The organism is Streptomyces sp. NPDC060209, assembly GCF_042728155.1.
GTDB lineage: Bacteria > Actinomycetota > Actinomycetes > Streptomycetales > Streptomycetaceae > Streptomyces.
In genome coordinates, this window is record NZ_JBHWZS010000008.1 from 53,813 (window position 1) to 73,797 (window position 19,985).

19 protein-coding genes are annotated in these 19,985 nt (G+C 71.0%); 2 read left to right on the forward strand and 17 right to left on the reverse strand.

The features are described from left to right. The first annotated feature begins 49 nt into the window (after positions 1–49). Complete coding sequence (locus ACFWFI_RS03200; protein WP_387384810.1) at positions 50–496, forward strand: ATP-binding protein; 447 nt, start codon at positions 50–52, stop codon at positions 494–496. On the opposite strand, the gene ACFWFI_RS03205 is transcribed toward ACFWFI_RS03200, so the two are convergent. The 17 genes from ACFWFI_RS03205 to ACFWFI_RS03285 form a co-directional block, all read right to left on the reverse strand. Next, positions 450–1,922 (reverse strand): amino acid permease, encoded by a 1,473-nt coding sequence (locus ACFWFI_RS03205; protein WP_387384812.1) that lies wholly within the window; start codon positions 1,920–1,922, stop codon positions 450–452. The two genes, ACFWFI_RS03200 and ACFWFI_RS03205, sit on opposite strands and share 47 nt — an antisense overlap. Before the next feature lie 176 nt (positions 1,923–2,098). Continuing rightward, positions 2,099–3,115: an ornithine carbamoyltransferase gene (argF, locus tag ACFWFI_RS03210; RefSeq protein ID WP_387384814.1), complete on the reverse strand. Its 1,017-nt coding sequence runs from the start codon at positions 3,113–3,115 to the stop codon at positions 2,099–2,101. 160 nt (positions 3,116–3,275) lie between these two features. Then, on the reverse strand, positions 3,276–4,508 hold the full coding sequence (locus ACFWFI_RS03215) for an arginine deiminase (protein WP_387384816.1): 1,233 nt from the start codon (positions 4,506–4,508) through the stop codon (positions 3,276–3,278). Positions 4,509–4,576: 68 nt separating this feature from the next. After that, a complete protein-coding gene (locus tag ACFWFI_RS03220) occupies positions 4,577–7,120 on the reverse strand; it encodes a polynucleotide kinase-phosphatase (protein WP_387384818.1) in 2,544 nt (847 codons plus the stop codon). Next, positions 7,117–8,592 (reverse strand): 3' terminal RNA ribose 2'-O-methyltransferase Hen1, encoded by a 1,476-nt coding sequence (locus ACFWFI_RS03225; protein ID WP_387384820.1) that lies wholly within the window; start codon positions 8,590–8,592, stop codon positions 7,117–7,119. The genes ACFWFI_RS03220 and ACFWFI_RS03225 overlap by 4 nt, the downstream gene beginning before the upstream one ends. A gap of 43 nt (positions 8,593–8,635) precedes the next feature. Further along, positions 8,636–9,571: a homocysteine S-methyltransferase gene (gene mmuM, locus ACFWFI_RS03230; protein WP_387384822.1), complete on the reverse strand. Its 936-nt coding sequence runs from the start codon at positions 9,569–9,571 to the stop codon at positions 8,636–8,638. Positions 9,572–9,735: 164 nt separating this feature from the next. Continuing rightward, positions 9,736–10,659: an LLM class F420-dependent oxidoreductase gene (locus ACFWFI_RS03235; RefSeq protein WP_387384824.1), complete on the reverse strand. Its 924-nt coding sequence runs from the start codon at positions 10,657–10,659 to the stop codon at positions 9,736–9,738. A 106-nt stretch (positions 10,660–10,765) separates the two neighbouring features. Then, positions 10,766–11,302, reverse strand: coding sequence for a DUF6099 family protein (locus tag ACFWFI_RS03240; RefSeq protein ID WP_387384826.1), 537 nt, complete (start codon positions 11,300–11,302; stop codon positions 10,766–10,768). Between the two features lie 137 nt (positions 11,303–11,439). After that, positions 11,440–11,799, reverse strand: coding sequence for a nucleotide pyrophosphohydrolase (locus ACFWFI_RS03245; protein ID WP_387384828.1), 360 nt, complete (start codon positions 11,797–11,799; stop codon positions 11,440–11,442). Next, the gene (locus ACFWFI_RS03250) at positions 11,796–13,016 is read right to left on the reverse strand and encodes an AAA family ATPase (RefSeq protein ID WP_387384830.1); all 1,221 of its coding nucleotides are present in this window, start codon (positions 13,014–13,016) and stop codon (positions 11,796–11,798) included. Before ACFWFI_RS03250 ends, ACFWFI_RS03245 begins: the two co-directional genes overlap by 4 nt. A 7-nt stretch (positions 13,017–13,023) precedes the next feature. After that, the gene (locus ACFWFI_RS03255; RefSeq protein ID WP_387384832.1) at positions 13,024–13,431 is read right to left on the reverse strand and encodes a cell division protein SepF; all 408 of its coding nucleotides are present in this window, start codon (positions 13,429–13,431) and stop codon (positions 13,024–13,026) included. 75 nt (positions 13,432–13,506) lie between these two features. Then, positions 13,507–14,814: a cytochrome P450 family protein gene (locus tag ACFWFI_RS03260; RefSeq protein WP_387384834.1), complete on the reverse strand. Its 1,308-nt coding sequence runs from the start codon at positions 14,812–14,814 to the stop codon at positions 13,507–13,509. Next, positions 14,811–15,425 (reverse strand): GTP-binding protein, encoded by a 615-nt coding sequence (locus ACFWFI_RS03265; protein ID WP_387384836.1) that lies wholly within the window; start codon positions 15,423–15,425, stop codon positions 14,811–14,813. Before ACFWFI_RS03265 ends, ACFWFI_RS03260 begins: the two co-directional genes overlap by 4 nt. Further along, positions 15,403–15,756 (reverse strand): DUF742 domain-containing protein, encoded by a 354-nt coding sequence (locus ACFWFI_RS03270; RefSeq protein ID WP_387384838.1) that lies wholly within the window; start codon positions 15,754–15,756, stop codon positions 15,403–15,405. The genes ACFWFI_RS03265 and ACFWFI_RS03270 overlap by 23 nt, the downstream gene beginning before the upstream one ends. Then, entirely contained in the window at positions 15,753–16,175 is a 423-nt protein-coding gene (locus ACFWFI_RS03275) for a roadblock/LC7 domain-containing protein (RefSeq protein WP_387384840.1), read from the reverse strand. The genes ACFWFI_RS03270 and ACFWFI_RS03275 overlap by 4 nt, the downstream gene beginning before the upstream one ends. Next, positions 16,172–17,608, reverse strand: a complete 1,437-nt coding sequence (locus tag ACFWFI_RS03280) for an ATP-binding protein (RefSeq protein ID WP_387384842.1) — start codon at positions 17,606–17,608, stop codon at positions 16,172–16,174. The genes ACFWFI_RS03275 and ACFWFI_RS03280 overlap by 4 nt, the downstream gene beginning before the upstream one ends. Before the next feature lie 69 nt (positions 17,609–17,677). Next, entirely contained in the window at positions 17,678–18,670 is a 993-nt protein-coding gene (locus ACFWFI_RS03285) for an MBL fold metallo-hydrolase (RefSeq protein ID WP_387384844.1), read from the reverse strand. Positions 18,671–19,076: 406 nt separating this feature from the next. Here ACFWFI_RS03285 and ACFWFI_RS03290 point away from each other — a divergent pair, with 406 nt between their 5' ends. After that, a complete protein-coding gene (locus tag ACFWFI_RS03290) occupies positions 19,077–19,961 on the forward strand; it encodes an SIS domain-containing protein (RefSeq protein ID WP_387384846.1) in 885 nt (294 codons plus the stop codon). Positions 19,962–19,985: the final 24 nt, after the last annotated feature.

Sequence of the window (19,985 nt, forward strand, 5' to 3'; positions counted from 1 at the left end):
GACGGAAGTCCCCCGCCGGATGTCTCGCTCCCGAACGGAAACTCCCGCCTTGCCGCCCGACGTCCCCCCGCCCTCCTCCTGGCGTATCGCCCTGCCGCACTCCACGGCCGCGGTGCCGATCGCCCGCGCCCTCGTCCGCACGGCGCTGGCGGACCTCGAGACGCCCGCGGACAGCGACACCGCCGAGCTGCTGACCGCCGAGCTGGTCGCCAACGCCGTGGAGCACACCAACGGCTCGGGGCCCATCGAGCTGGTGGTCGAGCTTCTGGCGTCCGGTTGCCAGGTGGAGGTCCACGACCATGACCCGGGACCGCCCGGCGACCTGTCCCGCCTGCTGCCCGGCAGCGCGCCGGATCCCTGGCAGGAGCACGGCCGGGGGCTGCTCCTGATCCGCGCCCTCAGCTCCGCCTGCGGTCACCGCCCCACCGAGCACGGCAAGGCGGTCTGGTTCACCCTTCCGTCGAGCCTGTTGCCACCCGGTCCTGCGGCTCCCTGACGAGCCGGGAGCGGCTGCGGCTGTATCCCGCGTACACCAGGGCACCCACCGCCAGGAAGACCACGAACTGCACCCAGGTCGTCCAGCCGGTCCCGTACATCAGGTACAGGCAGAAGCCGACGCCCAGGATCGGGCTGAGCGGGTAGAGCGGGACCCGGAAGGAGCGCTTCAGCTCGGGGTTCCGGTGGCGCAGCGCGATGACGGCGATGTTGACCACCGCCATGGTGGCGAGCGTGCCGATGGTCGTCAGGTTCACGACGACGTCGAGGGACGCGAACGCGGCGGGGACCGCGAAGAGGACCGCCACGATCCAGGTGTTGGCGACCGGCGTGCGGGTCTTCGGCGACACCCGTTCGAAGACCCGGGGGATCAGCCCGTCGCGGGACATCGACATCAGGATCCGGGTCTGGCCGTACATCACCGCGAGAACGACGGACGCGATGGCGACGACCGCGCCGAAGGCGATGATCCCGCCGCCGACGCTCGATTCGGTGACCTTGTCGACCACCAGCGAGAGCGCCGCCGGCTTGTCGGACACGGCGTCCGCGCCCAGCGCGCCGATGGCACCGAGGGCGACCGCGCAGTAGAGCAGTGTGACCACGCCGATGCAGATCAGGATCGCGATCGGGATGTTCCGGCGGGGGTTCTTGACCTCCTCGCCGGCGGTGGTGATGGCGTCGAAGCCGATGTAGGAGAAGAACGCCACGGACGCACCGGCGGTGATCCCGGCCATGCCGTCAGGGGCGAACGGTGAGAGGTGTCCGTCTTCGAACGCGGTGAAGGCGATCACGCAGAACGCGATGAGGATGCCGATCTTCAGCACCGCCATCGCCGCCGTGGCTCCCGCGCTCTCCCTGATGCCGCGCACCAGCAGGGTGGCCGCCATCATGACCACGACGATCGCCGGCAGGTTGATCACGCCGCCGTCCCCGGGTCCGGCGGAGAGCGCCGCCGGGAGGCTCCAGCCGACGATGCTGTCCAGCAGCTCGTTGACGTACTGGCTCCACCCGACCGCGACGGCCGAGACCGAGACTCCGTACTCCAGCAGCAGGCACCAGCCGACGAGGAAGGCGACCCGCTCCCCGAGCGTGGCGTAGGCGAAGGAGTAGGAGCTGCCGGAGACCGGGATGGCGCCGCCGAGCTCGGCGAAGGAGAAGGCGGTGAAGATGCAGGTGATGGCGGCGAGGACGAACGAGACCACCACGGCGGGTCCCGCCTCGGCGACGCTGTCGGACAGCCCGACGAAGATCCCGGTGCCGACGATCGCCCCGACACCGAAGCAGACGAGCTGGAACAGCCCCATGGTGCGCCGCAGACCGTGCCCTTCCAGGTCGGCTCCGGACTCGGCGAGCAGCAGATCGGGGCTCTTGATGCGCGCCCCTGTCCTGCGTGAAGGGCTTGGCGGGGTGGGGGAGGCGGGACTCATGGGGGGACCGGGGTCTCTTCTCTGATGGCGCGGGGAAGGGAGCCTGTGGGGGGCTCGCACCTGGACACGCGCTCCGAACGAGCACATGAAAAGGGGTTCGGGCGTGCGAGCCCGAACCCCACCAAGTAGCACCATCGTAGCCACTTGTACGCATGTTCACCCAATCGGGTGCATGTTCATGCGGCCTGCGCGTCGCCTGCCAGCGTCGCCACGAGCACCGCCTTGATCGTGTGCATCCGGTTCTCGGCCTCGTCGAAGACGACCGAGTGCGGGGACTCGAAGACCTCGTCGGTGACCTCCAGCTCCGACAGGCCGTGCCGCTCGTGGATCTCCCTGGCCACCTTCGTACCGAGGTCGTGGTAGGCCGGGAGACAGTGCAGGAACTTCACGTCGTCGTTGCCCGTGGCGCGCAGGACGTCCATGGTCACGGCGTACGGCGAGAGGGAGGCGATGCGCTCGTCCCAGACCTCCTTGGGCTCACCCATGGAGACCCAGACGTCGGTGACGACGAAGTCGGCACCCCGCACGCCCTCGGTGACGTCCTCGGTGAGGGTGATGCGGGCACCACTGGACTCCGCGAGCTTGTGCGCCCGGTCCACGATCTCCTGCACAGGCCAGTAGGCGGCGGGCGCGACGATGCGGACGTCCATGCCCAGCAGGGCGCCGGTGATCAAGTAGGAGTTGCCCATGTTGAAGCGGGCGTCGCCCAGGTAGGCGAAGGCGATCTCCTCCAGGGGCTTCGCGCTGTGCTCGGTCATCGTGAGGACGTCGGCGAGCATCTGCGTGGGGTGCCATTCGTCGGTGAGCCCGTTGAAGACCGGCACACCGCCGTACGCCGCCAGCTCCTCGACGGACTGCTGGCTGTCACCCCGGTACTCGATGCCGTCGAACATCCGGCCGAGCACCCGGGCGGTGTCCTTCACCGACTCCTTGTGCCCGATCTGGGAGCCCGAGGGGTCGAGGTACGTCGTGGACGCGCCCTGGTCGGCAGCGGCGACCTCGAAGGCGCAGCGGGTACGGGTCGAGGTCTTCTCGAAGATCAGCGCGATGTTCCTGCCGCGCAGCCGCTGCACCTCGGCGCCTGCCTTCTTGGCGGCCTTGAGCTCGGCGGACAGGGCGATCAGGCCGCGGAACTCCTCGGCCGTGAAGTCCAGCTCCTTGAGGAAATGGCGGCCTGTGAGGTCTATGGCCATGGTGACTGCTCCTGGGTCGGGCTGAGCGCGCGCGGACGATTGTCCTGGAAGTCTATACGAGCCACCGTATTGCTATACAGAGGCACCGTGCGGCTGTACAGAAGGTGTACGCCGTGCGCCTCCCCGTGTTCCGCGACTCCGTATGTCCCTCTCCCCCGCTTCACACCGCGTCCCGCACCACGGGGCAGCTCATGCAGCGCGGACCGCCCCGGCCCCGTCCCAGCTCGCTGCCCCGGATCTCGATGACCTCGATGCCTTCCTTCCGCAGAAACGTGTTGGTGGTGGCGTTGCGCTCGTACGCGACGACGACCCCGGGCTCCACGGCCAGCACATTGCAGCCGTCGTCCCACTGCTCCCGCTCGGCGGCGTGCACGTCCTGGGTCGCGGTGAGCACCCGGATCGCGTCCAGACCGAGCGCGGCGGCGATGGCCCGGTGCATGTGCTCGGGCGGATGGTCGGTGACCTTCAGCTCACGTGGGCCGGTGCCGGGCTCGATCGTGTAGGAACGGAGCATGCCGAGTCCGGCGTACTTGGTGAACGTGTCCCCGTCGATCATCGTCATCACCGTGTCGAGGTGCATGAACGCCCGGCGCTTGGGCATGTCGAGCGCCACGATCGTCCGGGCCGACCCGGCGTCGAAGAGCCCTCTGGCCAGCATCTCCACGGCCTGGGGAGTGGTGCGTTCACTCATCCCGATCAGGACGGCGCCCCGGCCGATGACGAGCACGTCGCCGCCCTCGATGGTGGACGGATAGTCGTCCTGGCCCTCCGACCAGTGGTGGAAGACGCCTGCCTCGGGGCCGGTGAAAAGGGGGTGGTGCCGGTAGATCGCCTCGAAGTGCACGGTCTCGCGCTGTCTGGCAGGCCAGCGCATCGCGTTGATGGACACGCCGTCGTAGATCCAGGCGGAGGTGTCGCGGGTGAAGATGTGGTTGGGCAGGGGGCTGAGCAGGAAGTCGTCCAGATCCATGACGTGGAAGCGGACGGAGGTCGGCTCGGCGTGCCGTTCCAGGAACTCCCGCTTCGTCATGCCGCCGACCAGGGCCTCGGCCAGCTCACCGGCGGACAGCTCCTCGAAGGCGGCACGCAGATGCTCGGTGGCGAGCGGGCCGTACTCCTTCTCCGCGAAGACCCGGTCGAGGACGAGCCGCCTCGCCACCGGGATGTCGAGGGACTCCCGGAGCAGCTCGCCGAAGAAGTGCACCTCCACCCCTCGGTCGCGCAGCACATCGGCGAAACCGTCGTGTTCCTCCCTGGCGCGGCGCACCCACAGCACGTCGTCGAACAGCAGTGCGTCCTTGTTGCTGGGCGTGAGCCGCTTCAGCTCCAGATCGGGGCGGTGCAGGATGACGCGGCGCAGCCGCCCGGCCTCGGAATCGACATGGAATCCCATGTCTTCATCCTCACCACGCGGGGCGCCGTTCACCCTGCGAACCGCCACCCGATTCCGGTCGGGCCGTCCTACAGCCGGGGGTCGACGGGCTCCGACTCCAGGGCCAGCACCGCGAAGACCGCCTCGTGGATCCGCCACAGCGGCTCCCCGTCGGCGAGCCGGTCCAGCGCCTCCAGACCGAGGGCGTACTCCCGCAGGGCCAGCGACCGCTTGTGGCCGAGGAAGCGGGAACGCAGCCGCTCGAGATTCTCCGGCCGCGTGTACTCGGGCCCGTAGATGATCCGCAGGTACTCCCGGCCACGCACCTTGATGCCCGGCTGGACGAGCCTGTCCTTCGCGTCGCGGACGAGGGCGCCGAGCGGCTTGACGACCATGCCCTCGCCCCCGCGCCCGGTCATCTCCAGCCACCAGTCGATGCCCGAGCGCACGGAGGCCTCGTCACCCGTGTCGACGACGAGGCGCCGGGTGACCTGGAGCAGTCCCGTCGGGTCGTGCTCGACGAGACGGTCCAGCCACGCCAGCTGCTCGTCGTGCGGTACGGAGGCGAGCGAGCGGCCCTGCACCGCGAGGATCTGGAACGGTGCGAGCCGTACGCCGTCGAGGCCTTCGGTGCTCCAGCAGTAGCGGCGGTACGCCTCCGTGAAGGCGGCGGCGTCCTCGGCGCGCTCCCGCTGGCGGCCGGCGAGGCCGCCGACGTCGACACCTCGGGCGGCCGCCGCGCCCAGGGCCTCCTCCGCCACGGGCAGGACCGCCCCGGCTGCCGCGCCCACCGCCGCGTACTGCGAGCGCAGCAGCCCGGCGGCCTTGAGGGACCAGGGCATCAGCTCGGCGTCGAGCACCACCCAGTCGGTGTTCCACTCCTCCCAGAGCCCGGCGGCGGTTACGGCCGCGCGCAGCCGGCCGAGGACGACCTCGGTGAGCGCGGCGTCGTCCAGGAACGGCCGCCCGGTGCGGGTGTGCAGGGCGCCGGTGGGGCCGTCCACGCCGAAGTGCTCGCGGGCGGTGCCGGCGTCGCGGCAGACCAGCGCCACGGCGCGCGAGCCCATGTGCTTCTCCTCGCAGACGACCTTGGTGACGCCGTCGGCGCGGTACTGCGCGAAGGCCTCGGCCGGATGCTCCAGGAAGCCCCCCTCGTGGGAGGTCGCGGTCGGAGCCATGGTCGGCGGGAGGTAGGCGAGCAGTCTGGGGTCGACGGCGAAGCGGCTCATGACTTCGAGCGCCGCCGCCGCGTTCTCCTCACGCACCGCGACGCGGCCCATGTGCCGGGTCTCCACGATGCGGCGGCCCTGCACGTCCGCGAGGTCGAGCGGCCGGCCCTCCCGGCCTCCGGGGGCCTCGGTGGCCAGCGGCTTCACCGGCTCGTACCAGACGCGCTCGGCCGGTACGTCGACGATCTCCCGCTCCGGCCAGCGCAGTGCGGTCATCTTCCCGCCGAAGACGGCCCCGGTGTCCAGGCAGAGGGTGTTGTTCACCCAGGAGGCGGTGGGCACCGGCGTGTGGCCGTAGACCACCGCGGCGCCGCCTCGGTACTCCTCGGCCCACGGGTAGCGCACGGGCAGGCCGAACTCATCGGTCTCGCCGGTCGTCTCCCCGTACAGCGCGTGCGAACGGACCCGCCCCGACGTGCGCCCGTGGTACTTCTCCGGCAGCCCAGCGTGGCAGACGACCAGCTTGCCCTCGTCCAGGACGTAGTGGCTGACCAGTCCGTCGATGAACTCCGCGACCTCCTTGCGGAACTCGGGGTGCTCGGCGTCCTCCCGCTCCAGCTGCTCGACGGTCTCGGCGAGACCGTGGCTGTGCTGGACCTTGCGCCCCTTGAGGTAACGGCCCAGCTTGTTCTCGTGGTTGCCGGGGACGCACAGTGCGTTGCCGGACGCCACCATGGACATGACGCGGCGCAGCACACCGGGGCTGTCGGGGCCCCGGTCCACCAGATCGCCCACGAACACGGCGGTACGCCCCTCGGGGTGGGCGCCGCCCACGTAGCCCAGCTTGCCGAGCAGGGTGTCCAGCTCCGAGCTGCAGCCGTGGATGTCGCCGATGATGTCGAAGGGGCCGGTGAGGTGGCGGAGGTCGTTGTAGCGGCGCTCCAGGACGACCTCGGCGGTGTCGGCCTCCTCCTCGGTGCGCAGGACGTGGACCTTGCGGAAGCCTTCGCGCTCCAGACCGCGCAGCGACCGGCGCAGCTCACGGCGGTGGCGCTGTACGACATGGCGTGGCATTCCGGCGCGGTCCGGGCGCGTGGCGTTGCGTGCCTGGCAGAGCTCTTCCGGAAGGTCCAGCACGATGGCGATGGGCAGCACGTCGTGCTGCCGGGCCAGCTGGACGAGCTGCTTGCGGCTCTCCGGCTGCACGTTGGTCGCGTCGACGACGGTGAGCCGGCCCGCGGCGAGGCGCTTGCCCGCGATGTAGTGCAGCACGTCGAAGGCGTCACGGCTGGCGCTCTGGTCGTTCTCGTCGTCGGCGACGAGACCCCGGCAGAAGTCCGACGAGACGATCTCGGTCGGCTTGAAGTGCTTTCGGGCGAAGCTGGACTTGCCCGATCCGCTGGCGCCGATGAGGACGACGAGGGACAGGTCGGTCACAGGCAGTGTGCGAGAGGTACCGGTCATGCGGCCTTCGCCTCCTTCGTCGTCTCGTGGGCCGTCGTCATCGTGAACACGGCCATCTGTGTGGGAGGCCCGACTTCGGGGTCCTGCGGTCCCACGGGCACGAACACCACCGCGTATCCGTGGCGTCCGGCCACCTGCCCCGCCCAGTCCCGGAATTCCTCCCTGGTCCACTCGAAGCGGTGGTCACCGTGGCGTGCGTGCCCGGCGGGAAGCGTCTCCCAGCGGACGTTGTACTCGACGTTGGGCGTCGTCACCAGCACCGTCCGCGGTCGCGCTGATCCGAACACCGCGTACTCAAGGGCGGGGAGCCGCGGCAGGTCGAGGTGCTCGATCACCTCGCTCAGCACGGCGGCGTCGTACCCCTTCAGCTGCTTGTCGGTATAGGTGAGCGCGCCCTGTCGGAGGGTGACCCGCCCGGCCTGCCGCTCGCCCATCCGGTCCAGCTTCAGCCGGCGGGCGGCGACGGTCAGGGCGCGCATCGACACGTCGACACCGACGATCTCCGTGAACCGCACGTCCTTGAGCAGCGCCTGGACCAACTGGCCCTGGCCGCAGCCCAGGTCGAGCACCCGGCTCGCCCCGGCGGCGCGCAGCGCCTCCAGGACAGCCTCGCGCCGCTGCTCGGCGAGCGGCACCGGCTTGTCCTCCGTGTCCTTGGTCTCGTCCACCGCGTTGTCGACGCTCTCCACCTCGAGGTCGTCCGACTCCGCCAGCCGCACGAGCTCGAGCCGCTCCATCGCCTGCCGCGTGAGCCCCCCTCGGCGGGAGAGGTAACGGCTGATGATCAGCTTCTGCTCCGGATGCCCCGCCAGCCAGCCCTCGCCGGCCCGGAGCAGCTTGTCGACCTCGTCGGGTGCGACCCAGTAGTGCTTCGCGTCGTCGAGCACCGGGAGGAGCACATACAGCTGCCGCAAAGCGTCCGCCAGCCGCAACTCCCCCTCCAGCACCAGCCGTACGTAGCGCGAGTCGCCCCATTCCGGGAACCGCTCGTCCAGCGGTACGGCTACGGCGTCCACCCGTGTCCAGCCGAGCGGCGCGAAGAGCTTGTGCACCAGCTCCGCACCCCCGCGTGCGGGCAGCGCGGGCACCTCGATCCGCAGCGGAAGCGATTCCTGTGCCCGCTCGGGCATCGCCCGGCACGCCCCGTTCAGCGCGGACTTGAACACCGTCGTCATCGCTACCGAGAGCAGCGACGACGCCGCGTACGGCCGGTCGTTGACGTACTGCGCGAGCGCCGCGTCGGGGGCGCCGCCCCGGCCCTTGCCCTTGCCGCGCCTGACCAGCGCCACCGGATCCACCTCCAGCAGCAGCGCGGCGGTGCAGCGCTCCGCGGATGCCTCGGGGTAGAAGACATGCGCGGTGCCGTGCGAGGTGGAGAACGTCTGCGCCTTGTCGGGATGCTTGTGCAGCAGGTAACCGAGATCGGTGGCGGGACGCTCAGGGGTGCCGGTCGTGCTGATAGTCAGGAACACGTGTCCGAGTATGGTCCGGTGGTCTGTCTCCCACCAGGCATTTTCACGTTCCCGACGGCTCCAGTCGAGCGGCCAGCGCCGCGATTTCGGACGGCCCGACCCGGCAGCATCCACCGACCAGCCGCGCGCCCGCCCTCTGCCAGTCCCGCACCCTGCCCGGTTCGAACGTGCCTCTCCCGGTCCAGTCCCGGCCGTCGGCGTCCCACTCCTCCCCACTGTTCGGGTAGACGACGACCGGCTTGCCGGTGGCCGCGGCAGCCACCTCCACCGCATGGTCCGCATCGGCGGGATCGCAGCAGTTGACCCCGACGGCCACCACCTGATCGATGCCGGCGACGAGCCCGAACGCCTCGGCCAGGGGCTGTCCCGCCCTGGTCCGGTCTCCCGCCACGCTGTACGAGAGCCAGACCGGCACCCCGAGGTCCTGGACCACCCGCAGCAGGGCCTCGGCCTCGTCGATGTCCGGCACGGTCTCCAGAGCCAGCACATCAGGGCCCGCCGCGGCCAGCGTCTCCGCCCGGGGCCGGTGAAAACGCACCAGCTCCCGGACGGTCATTCCGTACCGGCCGCGGTACTCGCTGCCGTCCGCGAGCATCGCCCCGTACGGCCCGACCGAGGCGGCGACCCAGAGCTCCCGCCCCGTCGCCGCACCCGCCCGGCGCGCCGACTCCACGCTGCCGGCCATCAGCTCCGCCGCCCGGGCACGTCCGATCCCGCGCCGCGCGAAGCCTTCGAAGGTGGCCTGGTAGCTGGCGGTGATGAGCACCTGCGCACCTGCCTGCGCATAGGCCCTGTGGGCGGCCTCGATCTGGTGGGGCTCGTCGCTCAGCAGCCGGGCCGACCACAGGGCGTCGGACAGATCGCAGCCCTGCGCCTCCAACTGGTTGGAGAGCCCCCCGTCCAGCAGCACGGTCCCCTCGGCGAGCGCGTCGCCGAGCGTACGGCCGGGCGGGACATCCGGTGTCCGGGCGGTGTGCACAACTGCTCCTTGCTGTCGGCTGATCGCAGTCGGTCCCGCGCTCGCACGGGCCCGTCCTGCGGGCTGGTTCCTGTCGCTCCTGGGGTCACGCCACCCTGTGTGCTGATTCCCGCCGGAACTCGCACGGCCGCGCGGGTCCGCCCCGTCCTGCGGGGACCCTCCCGTCAGCCCAGCTGCGACTGGACCTGCGAGGAGATCAGTTCCAGGTGCTCCAGGTCATGCAGGTCCAGGACCTGGAGGTAGATCCTCGACGATCCGATGGCGGCATAGCGGCCGATCTTGTCGACCACCTCGTCGGGCGAGCCCGCCAGCCCGTTCGCCTTGATCTCCTCGACATCCCGTCCGATGGCGGACGCGCGCCGCGCCACCTCCGCGTCGTCCTTCCCGACGCACACCACCAGGGCGTTGGAGTACACCAGGTCGTCGGGGGCCCGGCCGGCCGCCACGGCGGCGTCCCTGACCCGGCCGAACTGCTTCTCGCTGTCCTCGATCGACGCGAAGGGGATGTTGAACTCGTCCGCGTACCGGGCGGCCAGCCGCGGGGTGCGGACCGCGCCGTGTCCACCGATCAGGACCGGCACCTTCGCCTGGGCGGGCTTCGGCAGTGCCGGAGAGTCGGTGAGCTGGTAGTACGTCCCGTCGTAGCTGAACGTCTTGCCGGTCTCGGTCTCCCACAGGCCCGTGACGATCGCCAGCTGCTCCTCCAGCCGGCCGAACTTCTCCTTCGGGAACGGGATGCCGTACGCCTTGTGCTCCTCCTCGAACCAGCCCGCGCCCAGTCCGAGCTCGACCCGGCCACCGGACATCTGGTCGACCTGGGCCACCTGGATGGCCAGCACCCCGGGAAGCCGGAAAGTGCCCGCCGTCATCAACGTGCCGAGGCGGATCCGCTTGGTCTCACGGGCCAGTCCGGCCAGAGTGATCCACGCGTCGGTCGGGCCGGGCAGGCCGTCCCCGGAGCCCATGCGCAGATAGTGGTCCGACCGGTAGAAGGCGTCGAAGCCGAGGTCCTCGGTGGCCTTGGCGACGGTGAGCAGGGTGTCGTAGCTCGCCCCTTGCTGGGGCTCGGTGAAGATTCGAAGATCCATGCCTCCATCCTGCACCTTCGAAACCGCCGCGCTCCGCCTCCCCCGGCCCCCTCCCCATGGGGGACGGCCCGCGCTCCCCCGCCCGCCCGGCTCGTGGCTGACCGGCTCACGGCGGGCCGGCGACGGAACCCGCCGGCCCGCGGATCACTCCGAACGGACCGTCGCGCTCCCGGTCCGGCTCCGGCTCGCGCTCCCGTTCGCGCTCCTGCTCGGAAAGCCGTCTCAGCATGCCGTGGACCCGGTCCACGGACTCGTCGACGGCGTCTATCGCCTCGATGCACTGCCAGTAGAGCGCTTCCTCCTCCGTACCGCAGGCGACGCCCACGAGCGCGATGCCCGCCTCGCCGAGAAGCAGCGCGAGAGCGGCCAACGCCTCGGCCACATGCGCCACTTCGGTGAGCTGCGACGCCCTCACACCTCCGGCCGGAACCATCGGGTGGTCCAGCACGGCGCTGCCCAGGGCGCAGGTCTCGCTGAGCCCGCGCGCCTCCGTCCGCAACTCCGCCGGGCCGCACCTCGCCAGCTGCCCGCCGACCGCCCGGGCGAGTGCCTGTGCCTGCCATGCCTCCGCCATGACGGCCGGCACTCCCCGGCTCCCGGCCAGCGCGCTCCGGCCCGCCGCGATCAGTCGCTCCGCTTCCATGCGATTCCCCCCGTCGCCGAGACCACCCGTACAAAGAACCCGCTCACCTCTTCATTACCCACAGTGAGGGGCATGCCACACGAATGCCAGAGGAAATCGGAAATCTGTGGACAGGAAGTCGATTGTGCATAAGTCGATCACTCCGAAGAGTGACGATCCGTCGGCTCGGCGCTGCCGGGCACCGGAAAGCGTGCCTCATTCCGGTCGATCTTGGCCGCCAGCGCCGCAAGCGCGTCGATGCCCAGGACCTCGCAGAACTGCAGCAGATACGCCAGGACGTCCGCGACCTCGTCCGTCACACGGAACGCCGTGTCGGCGTCCTCCATCACGCTCGCCGACTGCTCCGGTGTCAGCCACTGGAAGATCTCGAGGAGTTCGGAGGCCTCCACGCTCAGGGCAGCGCACAGGTTCTTCGGGGTGTGGTACGGCTCCCAGGCCCGGGACGCCGCGAAGTCGGCCAGTCGTCGCTGCAGTTGTGCTACATCCAGATCCGTCACGGAGTCAGGTCTACCACCGTCACACCGGCCCTCCCACGGGCGGCTGCCGCGGTCGTCTCGCCCACCGTCCCCAGCAGGCGCATGTGCCCGTCCGCGCAGATCGACGCCGCCAGCGCCAGCAGCTCACCGGTCTGCCGCACGTCCAGGCTCCGGTCGAGCCCGTCGGCCAGGACGGTGAGGGCCTGCATGGCCGAGGGCACCTCCGCCGCCGGGTCCACCACCAGGACATGCGGTCCGGTCAGCAGCACCAGTGCGAAGGCCAGATATCTGAGTTCGCCGTCACCGAGGCGGCCGATGGGTGTGGTGCGGCCCGGACCCCGGCCGGTGAGCGCCCGCACGGTCCCGTCCGCCAGACGCTCGACGGTCAGCCCTGTCACCTGTCCCGCGCACCCCGTGGCCGCGCTGGCGACCAACCGGGCGTGCCGCTGGCCGCATTGACTGTGGGTGCGGTACAGGACCTCGGCGAGGTTGTCGCAGCACGAGGTCAGCCGCCCTTCCCCGACGGGTACCGCCGCACGCATCCGCCGCGGCTGAGGATCGCAGGCGAAGGCGGACCGCAGTGCCACCACCACCTGTTCGGCGGCGGCCAGCACCCTGAGCTGCCCGTCCGTCGTCCCGGCGACCCGCAACGGCAGCAGCGCCGTGCCGAGCCGGTCGTCGGGGAAAGGAGCACGCGTCACCGGCACCGACCCCGCGGTGTGCCAGGCGGCCTGGACGTGGGAACGCCGCGGGTCCCGCAGGGCGGTGCTCAGAAGGATCTCTCCGCAGTCCGTGAGCCGCTCGCCGACGATGCGGAGCGTGGGCTCGGCCTGCACGGCGAGATCCAGTCTCACCGGGCCGGCCGGGCCCTCCACCGTGCAGCCGAGCCTGAATCCGCGCCGCCCCTGCGCGTCGGCGCCCGCCCGTTCCGGCACCCAGGCCGCCGGGTCGGGGAAGACGTCCTCCAGCGGATCGCCGGCGGCCAGCCGCGCAAGGGCCTCGTAGCCGCGCAGGGCGGTCGACTTCCCGCTGCCGCTGCACCCGGCGAGCAGCGTGAGCGGCCCGAGCGGGATGACGGTACGGCGGTGAGAGGCGAAGGCGTCGAGCCGGAGTTCACCGACGAAGGGGCGTGCGGGACGGGCCGCGCCTGACGGCGACGGAGCCGTCCGCCCCGAGGAGATCACAGTCATGAGCGGACCGTACGCACGCCCGTGAGCGGCGAACCGTTCCGCCCGCACGACCTTCCTACGATTGAGGTACGCCCGCCGCGGTGACCCCCTCGACCTCCATGCCGACCGGCGCGAGCAGGAAGACGTTGCGGTCGACCCGGTGCATCCCGCTTCCGAGCCCGAAGACGACGCCGCTGCTGAAGTCCAGGATCCGCTTGGCGACATCGCCCTCGGCGCCGGTCAGGTCCAGCAGGACCGGGATCTGCGCCACCAGGTACTCGGCCACCTCGCGGGCGTCGGCGAACACCTGGACCCTCAGAACCACCAGGCGCCGCTGCTCGGCCGACTCCCGCTGGTCCGGGACCGTCCTGTGGTCGACCCGCGAAGGCCATTCGTTGCGGCCCCTCAGGGGTACGACCTGGGCGAGCCCTTCCCACTGTTCGTCGGTGGCGTCGTACCTGTCGTACCTGTCGTACCTGCTCACAGAACCACCCCGTCCGTATGCCGGTTGGCTGTGCGCCGGCTGCGCTCGCTGTTCATCGGGCAATTCTCTCGCCCCTCACCCGTTCGGCGTACCACCGACACGGGTCTGAACACGATCGGCAGCGTCCGGTACGCCCGCGTCGTCCGGTTCGGGGACCGTGTCGAGCGGGGTGAAACGCACCGGGAGGTGGGCCGGGGCACGGTGGAATGGGCCCGGCCGCCACACCAGCGCGCCAGGTTCGACAGCCAGTTCCAGGTCGCAGAGCTGACTGGTGAGCTGCTCGATCGCGGTCATCGCCATCAGCAGGGCGGGCTGCTTGGCCGGGCAGCGGTGGGGCCCCGTCGACCACGCCAGGTGCGCACCGTCACCCGAACGCACCGCGGGGTCCGAGACGGAAGGCGGCGACTGCGTGTTGGCCGCGGCGAAGGAGACCAGCACGAGCTGCCCGGCGCGCAGCGGGACCCCGTGGAACTCGGTGTCGTGGCGCGGGAAGTGCGCTCCCATGTTGGCCAGCGGCGGATCGCGCCAGAGCACGTCGTCGACCGCTTCGTGCGCGGTCATGGCGCCGCCGTGCAAGGAGCCGCCGTACCGGGTGTCGCTGAGCATGCGCAACAGCGCGTTGCCGATCAGGTTGGTCGTCGGATCGTGGCCCGCGCTCATGATGAGCGTGATCTGACGCACCGTCTCGTTGTCGTCGAGACCTGCCGGATGTGCGAGCAGGTACGAGGTGAGGTCGCGGCGCGGTGTGCGCCGCCGTTCCGACACGAGAGCGGTGACGACGCCGACGAGGTCGTCGTAGGCCGCTGTCGCGTCCGCCGCGGAGTCCATCATTCCGGCGGTCCCGCGGACCACCCGCTCGGTGTCCTCCGGGGCCACACCGAAGGAGGCGGTGAAGACGTGCAAGGGGAGCCTGCGGGCGTACTGGGCTATGAGGTCACCGGTGCCGGTGGCCGAGAACGCGGCGATGAGCCGCCGCGCGACCCGGGCCACCTCCGCACGCAGCAGGTGGGGCTCGATCAGGGCGAGGGTGTCGTTGATGGCGTCGCGGTAGCGGGCGTGGACGTCGCCGTCGGTGAAGAGCGCGGTGGGCCGGTAGCCGAGCACGGGAAGGACCGGCGAGTCGGCCGGCACACCCGCCTGCCAGGCACGCGGGTCCTTGGTGAAGGTCTCGGTGTCCCGCAGCAGGTCGACGGCCGCGTGGTAGTCGGTGACCAGCAGCGCGTCGACGTCCGGGGCGATGCGGACCCTGGCCACGGGCCCCTGGGCGCGCAGCTTGCGGTAGTGGCCGTGCGGATCGGCGGCGAAGCCGGCGCCGTACAGCGGGAGCGGCTCGAGGAGCGAGGGGGCGGTGCCGGGTGAAGTGCCGGTCACGGGACGGGTCATGACGATTCCTGGGACGCGGGCAAAGAGGTCAGCGCGTGCTCGGCGAGGGCGATCAGGGCGTCGATGCTGCCCCGGCGCTCCCGGGCGTCGCACTGCACCAGCGGAGTACGGGGATCGAGGTCGAGGTGCTTGCGCAGGACCTCGTCCGCATGGGCGGGGGCATCGGGGAAACGGTTCACGGCGACGGCGTACGGGAGTCCCTGCTCCTCCACCATGTCCATGACGGCGAAGGAGTCCTCGAGCCGGCGGGTGTCGACCATGACGAGGGCGCCGAGCGCACCGCGCGCGATGTCCTCCCAGAGAGGGAAGAAGCGCTCCTGGCCCGGCGTGCCGAACATGTAGAGGACCAGGTCGTCCTGGACGGTCAGCCTGCCGAAGTCGATGGCGACCGTGGTCGTGGTCTTCTCCGGAAGCCCGGCGGTGTCGTCGAGTCCCGTACTGGACTGCGTCATCGCCTCTTCCGTGTGCAGGGTCGGGATCTCCGACAGTGTGCGGATCAGGGTCGTCTTGCCCACGCCGAAGGGACCCGTGACGACAAGCTTCATCAGGGTCTCGGCGGCGCTCGGCAGATAGCCGATGCCGCCCCGGTCAGTGGAGGGAACGGAGTCCAACGAGCAGCCTCTCGACGAGCGACCGGTCGATCTCACCGGCGCTGGGGATCGGTGGTCGAGCGTGCAGATGTCCTGCGGCCACGAGGTCCGTGGCCAGGAAGACCGTGGCGCTGACCGGCAGGTCCAGGTGGGCAGCGCATTCGACGACGGTGAGGGCTCCCGGCTCCAGGAGCTCACACAGCCTGCGCTGCTCCGAACCGGTGTTCGGCGGCAGTGCCGAGTCCGTACGGATGAGCACGGCGAGCCGGTCGAGCGCGGGACCGGTGGGCGCGGAACGGCCACCGGTGACCAGGTAAGCGGGAATCAGGCGGCGGCCTGGGCCGGGGGTCATGGCCGGGTGGCAGCGTCCGGTTGGCGGGTGGGGGCGTGCATGGCCCGGGTCAGCGCGGTGACCTGCACCTGCATCTGGTACGCGATGTTCCCCAGGTGCGCGTCGGGCGCGGCGAACAGGGCCAGAGTGGTGTTCTTGCCGGCCGGTACGACGATGGCGAAACCCAGATCGGACTCCACGACCGTCTGGGCCAGGTGCGGTGACTCGGCCTCGGTGAAGGCGGTGGTGAAGGCGCGGGCCGCCGCGTGCAGGGTGGCCGTCATCGCGGCGACGCGCTCGGCGGACGCCCGGTCCAGGCCGGGCGAGGCGCCCTCGACGAGCCCGTCGCCGGTGGCGACCACGGCGTGCTGTACACCGGGCAGCTCCAGCAGGGGGGTCAGCACCCAGGCGAGATCACCGGCGGTGGGGGTGGTGCTCACGTCTCGTCGTCTCCTTGGTCGTCCGATGGGGATACTGAGGGCGCCTGCGGCGGGAGCTCGATCGCCTTCCTGCCGCTGAGAGTGCCCTCCTGGAGCGCGGCCCAGGCTGCTCCGGCCTGCTCGGGCGTACGGAGTGCGGGCTCCTCCACCTCCTGCGCCCGAGCGGTCGACGCCTCCGGTGAGTCCGTCCGACGGGATCTGCGCCGCCGGGTGGGCAGACCTGCCGGACGTACTGCGCTGTCGGCGTCGGGGGCAGGTTCCGCGGGCACGGGCGCGGCAAGTTCAGCGGACTCGGCGAGTGCGGAGGGCTCGGCAGGCTCGTCGGGTGCGGAGGCCGCGGCGGGAAAGGGGGTTTCGGCGGCGGCTCCGGTCCCCCGCGCGTGCACCGGCTTCGGCGCGAGCACGGACAGGGTGCGGTCGTCGTCCATCACGGTCAGCAGATGGGCCGGAATGCGGAGCATCGTGCGCATCCCCCCGTACGGCGAGGACTCGATGTGGCAGCTGAAGCCGTAACGCGCGATGAGTCGCCCCACCACCGCGAAGCCGGTCTGCGGCGGGTCCCCCAGCTCGGTGAGCAGCACCTCGGAGGGGCCGGACAGCAGCACGCGGGCCCGCTTCAGCGCGTCGTCGTCCATGCCGATCCCCGCGTCGTCGACGAGGATCAGGGCACCGCGCCCGGCGGTCTGCTGGACCGTCACCGGCACCTCGGTGTCCGGGTGCGAGTACGCCGTCGCGTTGGCCAGCAGCTCGGCGAGCGCGATCGCCAGGGGTTCCGCGGCCCGGGCGACCAGGGCGAGCCGCTCCTGGCGCAGATGGTTGGCGACCTTGATCCGCTCGTACCCCGGGACCCGGGACTGGGCGCCGAGCACGACCTCGACGAGCGAGGAGTTCTGCCGGGCGAGTCCGGGCCAGGCGTCGCAGAGCACGGCCGTGGCCTGGGTGCGGCGCAGCGCCAGTTCGTTGCGGAAGTCGAGCTGCAGGATTCGCGGGTCGTCGTATTCGTGCTGGAGCTCGTGAAGCAGGTGCTGCGACTGGTTGAGCAGTGACTGGATCTTGGCGGAGGTGCCGCGCATCGCCGACCGCGCTGCCGCGTCGACACGTCCGCGTTCCTCCAGGACCGCCGTGCGCGCGGCCTGTACGGCCTCGGTCAGCAGCCGGGCGGCGTCACCCTCGATCCCCGCGGCCTCCCGCAGCCCCGGAACGGGCGCCGCCCGGTGGGAGAGTGCGGTGGCCGCCGCCGGTATCCGCTTCTGGGCGAGCTGGCGGATCTCTTCGGTGAGGGCGAGGGTGCGGGCCTCTGCCGCCTTGGCCTGGCGCTCGGTCAGCTCCGCACGTGCCGAGGCGCCGTACGCGTCCCGCCTGGCCTGGTACATACGTGCGGCCGACCATATCGCCACCACGACGGCGATCAGGGCCACGATCCATGCCACCACGGCGTCACCGCGTCTCTGTTGTCGGGGACGGTCGACAGCCCGCGCCCCGGCGGGGCGCCCGGCCGGCCGTCACGCCTGGCCGCCGGTACACGCCGCGTCGGTCTCGTGGGCGACCGCGGCCACGTCGGCCATCACCTGGAGGACGCCGGGGACTTCCGAGCCGTCCAGGTGGCGGTACTCGCTCCCGATGGTCACCACGAGCCGCTCGGGCAGGCCGAGCGCCGGGTAGCGGCCCTCACCGATCACCCGGCGGGCCGCCTCGACCGCGGGCACACCTGCCGCGTGGAGGGCGTGGGCGCGTTCGCGTACGTACGCGAGGTAGCCCATGTGCTCCCGCACTCCGGCCGGTCCGAGCACCGGTCCGTGACCCGGCACGATCACCTCGGCGCCGGTGGCCAGGACGCGTTCGCAGGCGTCGATCACATTGCTCAGGGGGCCCGCCCAGTGCACGGGATGGTCCCCGGGCTGCCGAGGGGTGGAGGAGAAGATCACGTCTCCGCTGAACACCGTGCGCTGCGCGGGCAGGTACACGATCAGGTCGCCCGCCGTGTGCGCGGGCGGCAGGGACGACACCTGGACCGCGTACTCCCCCAGGGTCAGTTCGAGCTCTCCGGTGAAGTAGGTGGTCGGCCGCACCTCCTCGGTGGAGGACCAGTCGAAGGCGCCGAAGTGCCGGCCGAGGTACGCACCGAGGGGTGTGGACGGATCGCTTCCGGCCACCAGGGCGTGCTGTTGCTGCGGGGTGGGGTCGTAGTGGATGTGCTCCCGGGCCTCCCGGGTCGCGATGATCTCCGCGTCGGGAAGCACTCCGGCACCCCAGAAGTGGTCCCCGTTGGCGTGGGTGACGATCACACGGCCGATGTCCACTCCGTCGGGGAGCCGCTTCTGGCTCTCCACCAGGAACTGGCCGGCCAGCACCGGGTCGTACGGGGTGTCGATCCACAGCGCGCCGCGCGGCGACACGAGAAGACCGCAGTTGGCCAGGCCCCAGCCCCGCTTCGGCGGCAGCCAGGCGTACAGGCCCCTGCCGAGGTCAACGACGTCCCCACCCGTGATCGACATGGGGCGATTATGCCGACCAGGATCCGGCTGCGCGTTCGAACTCGGCCAAGGCGTGGGCCCGATGACGCAAAATCGCCCCTCTTCCGAACCGCTCGCCGTCAGCCGGTGACCGTCCGGGGTTGCCACAGATCGATCTCACAGGGGACTTTTCACCTGAACCATGGCAAATCATCCACAGGGTTCACGCCGTTCACCGGATACCCGCGCAGGGGCGACAGAACCGGATTGAGCCGACTACCCACCGAGCATGGCTGAAAACAGACGTTGCATGGCCCACGGAGACGCAAGCACTTTGCTTGTTCTTGCTCGATTGACCCAGCTAACATGCAGAATTGAACAAGCAGGCATCGATTTCACCCAGCCCACCCCCACCGGGGGCGAACAGCAGCGGAAGCGGAGTGCGGACATGTCGCATGTCGAGACCGAGACAGCCGACCAGCCGGAGTGCTGGCGCCGCGCCGCGGAGGCGGCCGCCGACCGGAAGATCGCCCTGCCCGCCACCGGTGAGCGCATCGCCGTCGTCGGCTGCGGGACGTCGTACTACATGGCGCAGGCGTACGCCTCGCTCCGCGAGTCCTCCGGGCAGGGCGAATCGGACGCGTACGCCGCCTCGGAGTTCCCGTTCGGGCGCGCGTACGACCGGGTCGTCACGCTGACGCGTTCGGGAACGACGACCGAGGTGCTCGACCTGCTGACCCGGCTGCGGGGCACCACACGGACCGTCGCCGTCACCGCCGACCCGCGGACGCCGGTCATGGATGCCGCCGACGAGGTGGTCGTCCTCGACTTCGCCGACGAGCGCTCCGTGGTCCAGACGAGGTTCGCGACCACCGCGCTCACCCTGTTCCGCGCCCATCTCGGGCTGCACACGGAGGACGTCGTCCGGGACGCGGAGACCGCCCTGGCGGAGCCACTGCCCGAAGGCCTTCTGGAGTGTTCCCAGTTCAGCTTCCTGGGGCGCGGCTGGACGGTCGGGCTCGCCAACGAGGCGGCGCTCAAGATGAAGGAGGCGTCCCTGTCCTGGACGGAGTCGTACCCGGCGATGGAATACCGCCACGGCCCCATCAGCATCGCCACGGCCGGAACCGCGACCTGGATGTTCGGTACCGCCCCGGAGGGACTACGGGAGCAGGTGCGGGCGACCGGGGCCCGCTGGGTGGAGAGCGGCCTGGACCCGCTGGCCGACCTGGTCCGGGTGCAGCGGCTGGCTGTCGCCCGCGCGGCGGCCCGCGGCCTCGATCCCGACCTGCCGCGCCATCTCACCCGGTCGGTGGTGCTCGAAGAGGCCTGACCCCCTCACGGCATGCTGCGCACC

Bases quoted from the DNA above. Each gene is read 5' to 3' on its own strand.
- ACFWFI_RS03205 (WP_387384812.1), bottom strand. From the start codon at position 1,922: ATGAGTCCCGCCTCCCCCACCCCGCCAAGCCCTTCACGCAGGACAGGG.
- argF (WP_387384814.1), bottom strand. From the start codon at position 3,115: ATGGCCATAGACCTCACAGGCCGCCATTTCCTCAAGGAGCTGGACTTC.
- ACFWFI_RS03215 (WP_387384816.1), bottom strand. From the start codon at position 4,508: ATGGGATTCCATGTCGATTCCGAGGCCGGGCGGCTGCGCCGCGTCATC.
- ACFWFI_RS03220 (WP_387384818.1), bottom strand. From the start codon at position 7,120: ATGACCGGTACCTCTCGCACACTGCCTGTGACCGACCTGTCCCTCGTC.
- ACFWFI_RS03235 (WP_387384824.1), bottom strand. From the start codon at position 10,659: ATGGATCTTCGAATCTTCACCGAGCCCCAGCAAGGGGCGAGCTACGAC.
- ACFWFI_RS03240 (WP_387384826.1), bottom strand. From the start codon at position 11,302: ATGGAAGCGGAGCGACTGATCGCGGCGGGCCGGAGCGCGCTGGCCGGG.
- ACFWFI_RS03260 (WP_387384834.1), bottom strand. From the start codon at position 14,814: ATGACCCGTCCCGTGACCGGCACTTCACCCGGCACCGCCCCCTCGCTC.
- ACFWFI_RS03270 (WP_387384838.1), bottom strand. From the start codon at position 15,756: ATGACCCCCGGCCCAGGCCGCCGCCTGATTCCCGCTTACCTGGTCACC.
- ACFWFI_RS03285 (WP_387384844.1), bottom strand. From the start codon at position 18,670: ATGTCGATCACGGGTGGGGACGTCGTTGACCTCGGCAGGGGCCTGTAC.
- ACFWFI_RS03290 (WP_387384846.1), top strand. From the start codon at position 19,077: ATGTCGCATGTCGAGACCGAGACAGCCGACCAGCCGGAGTGCTGGCGC.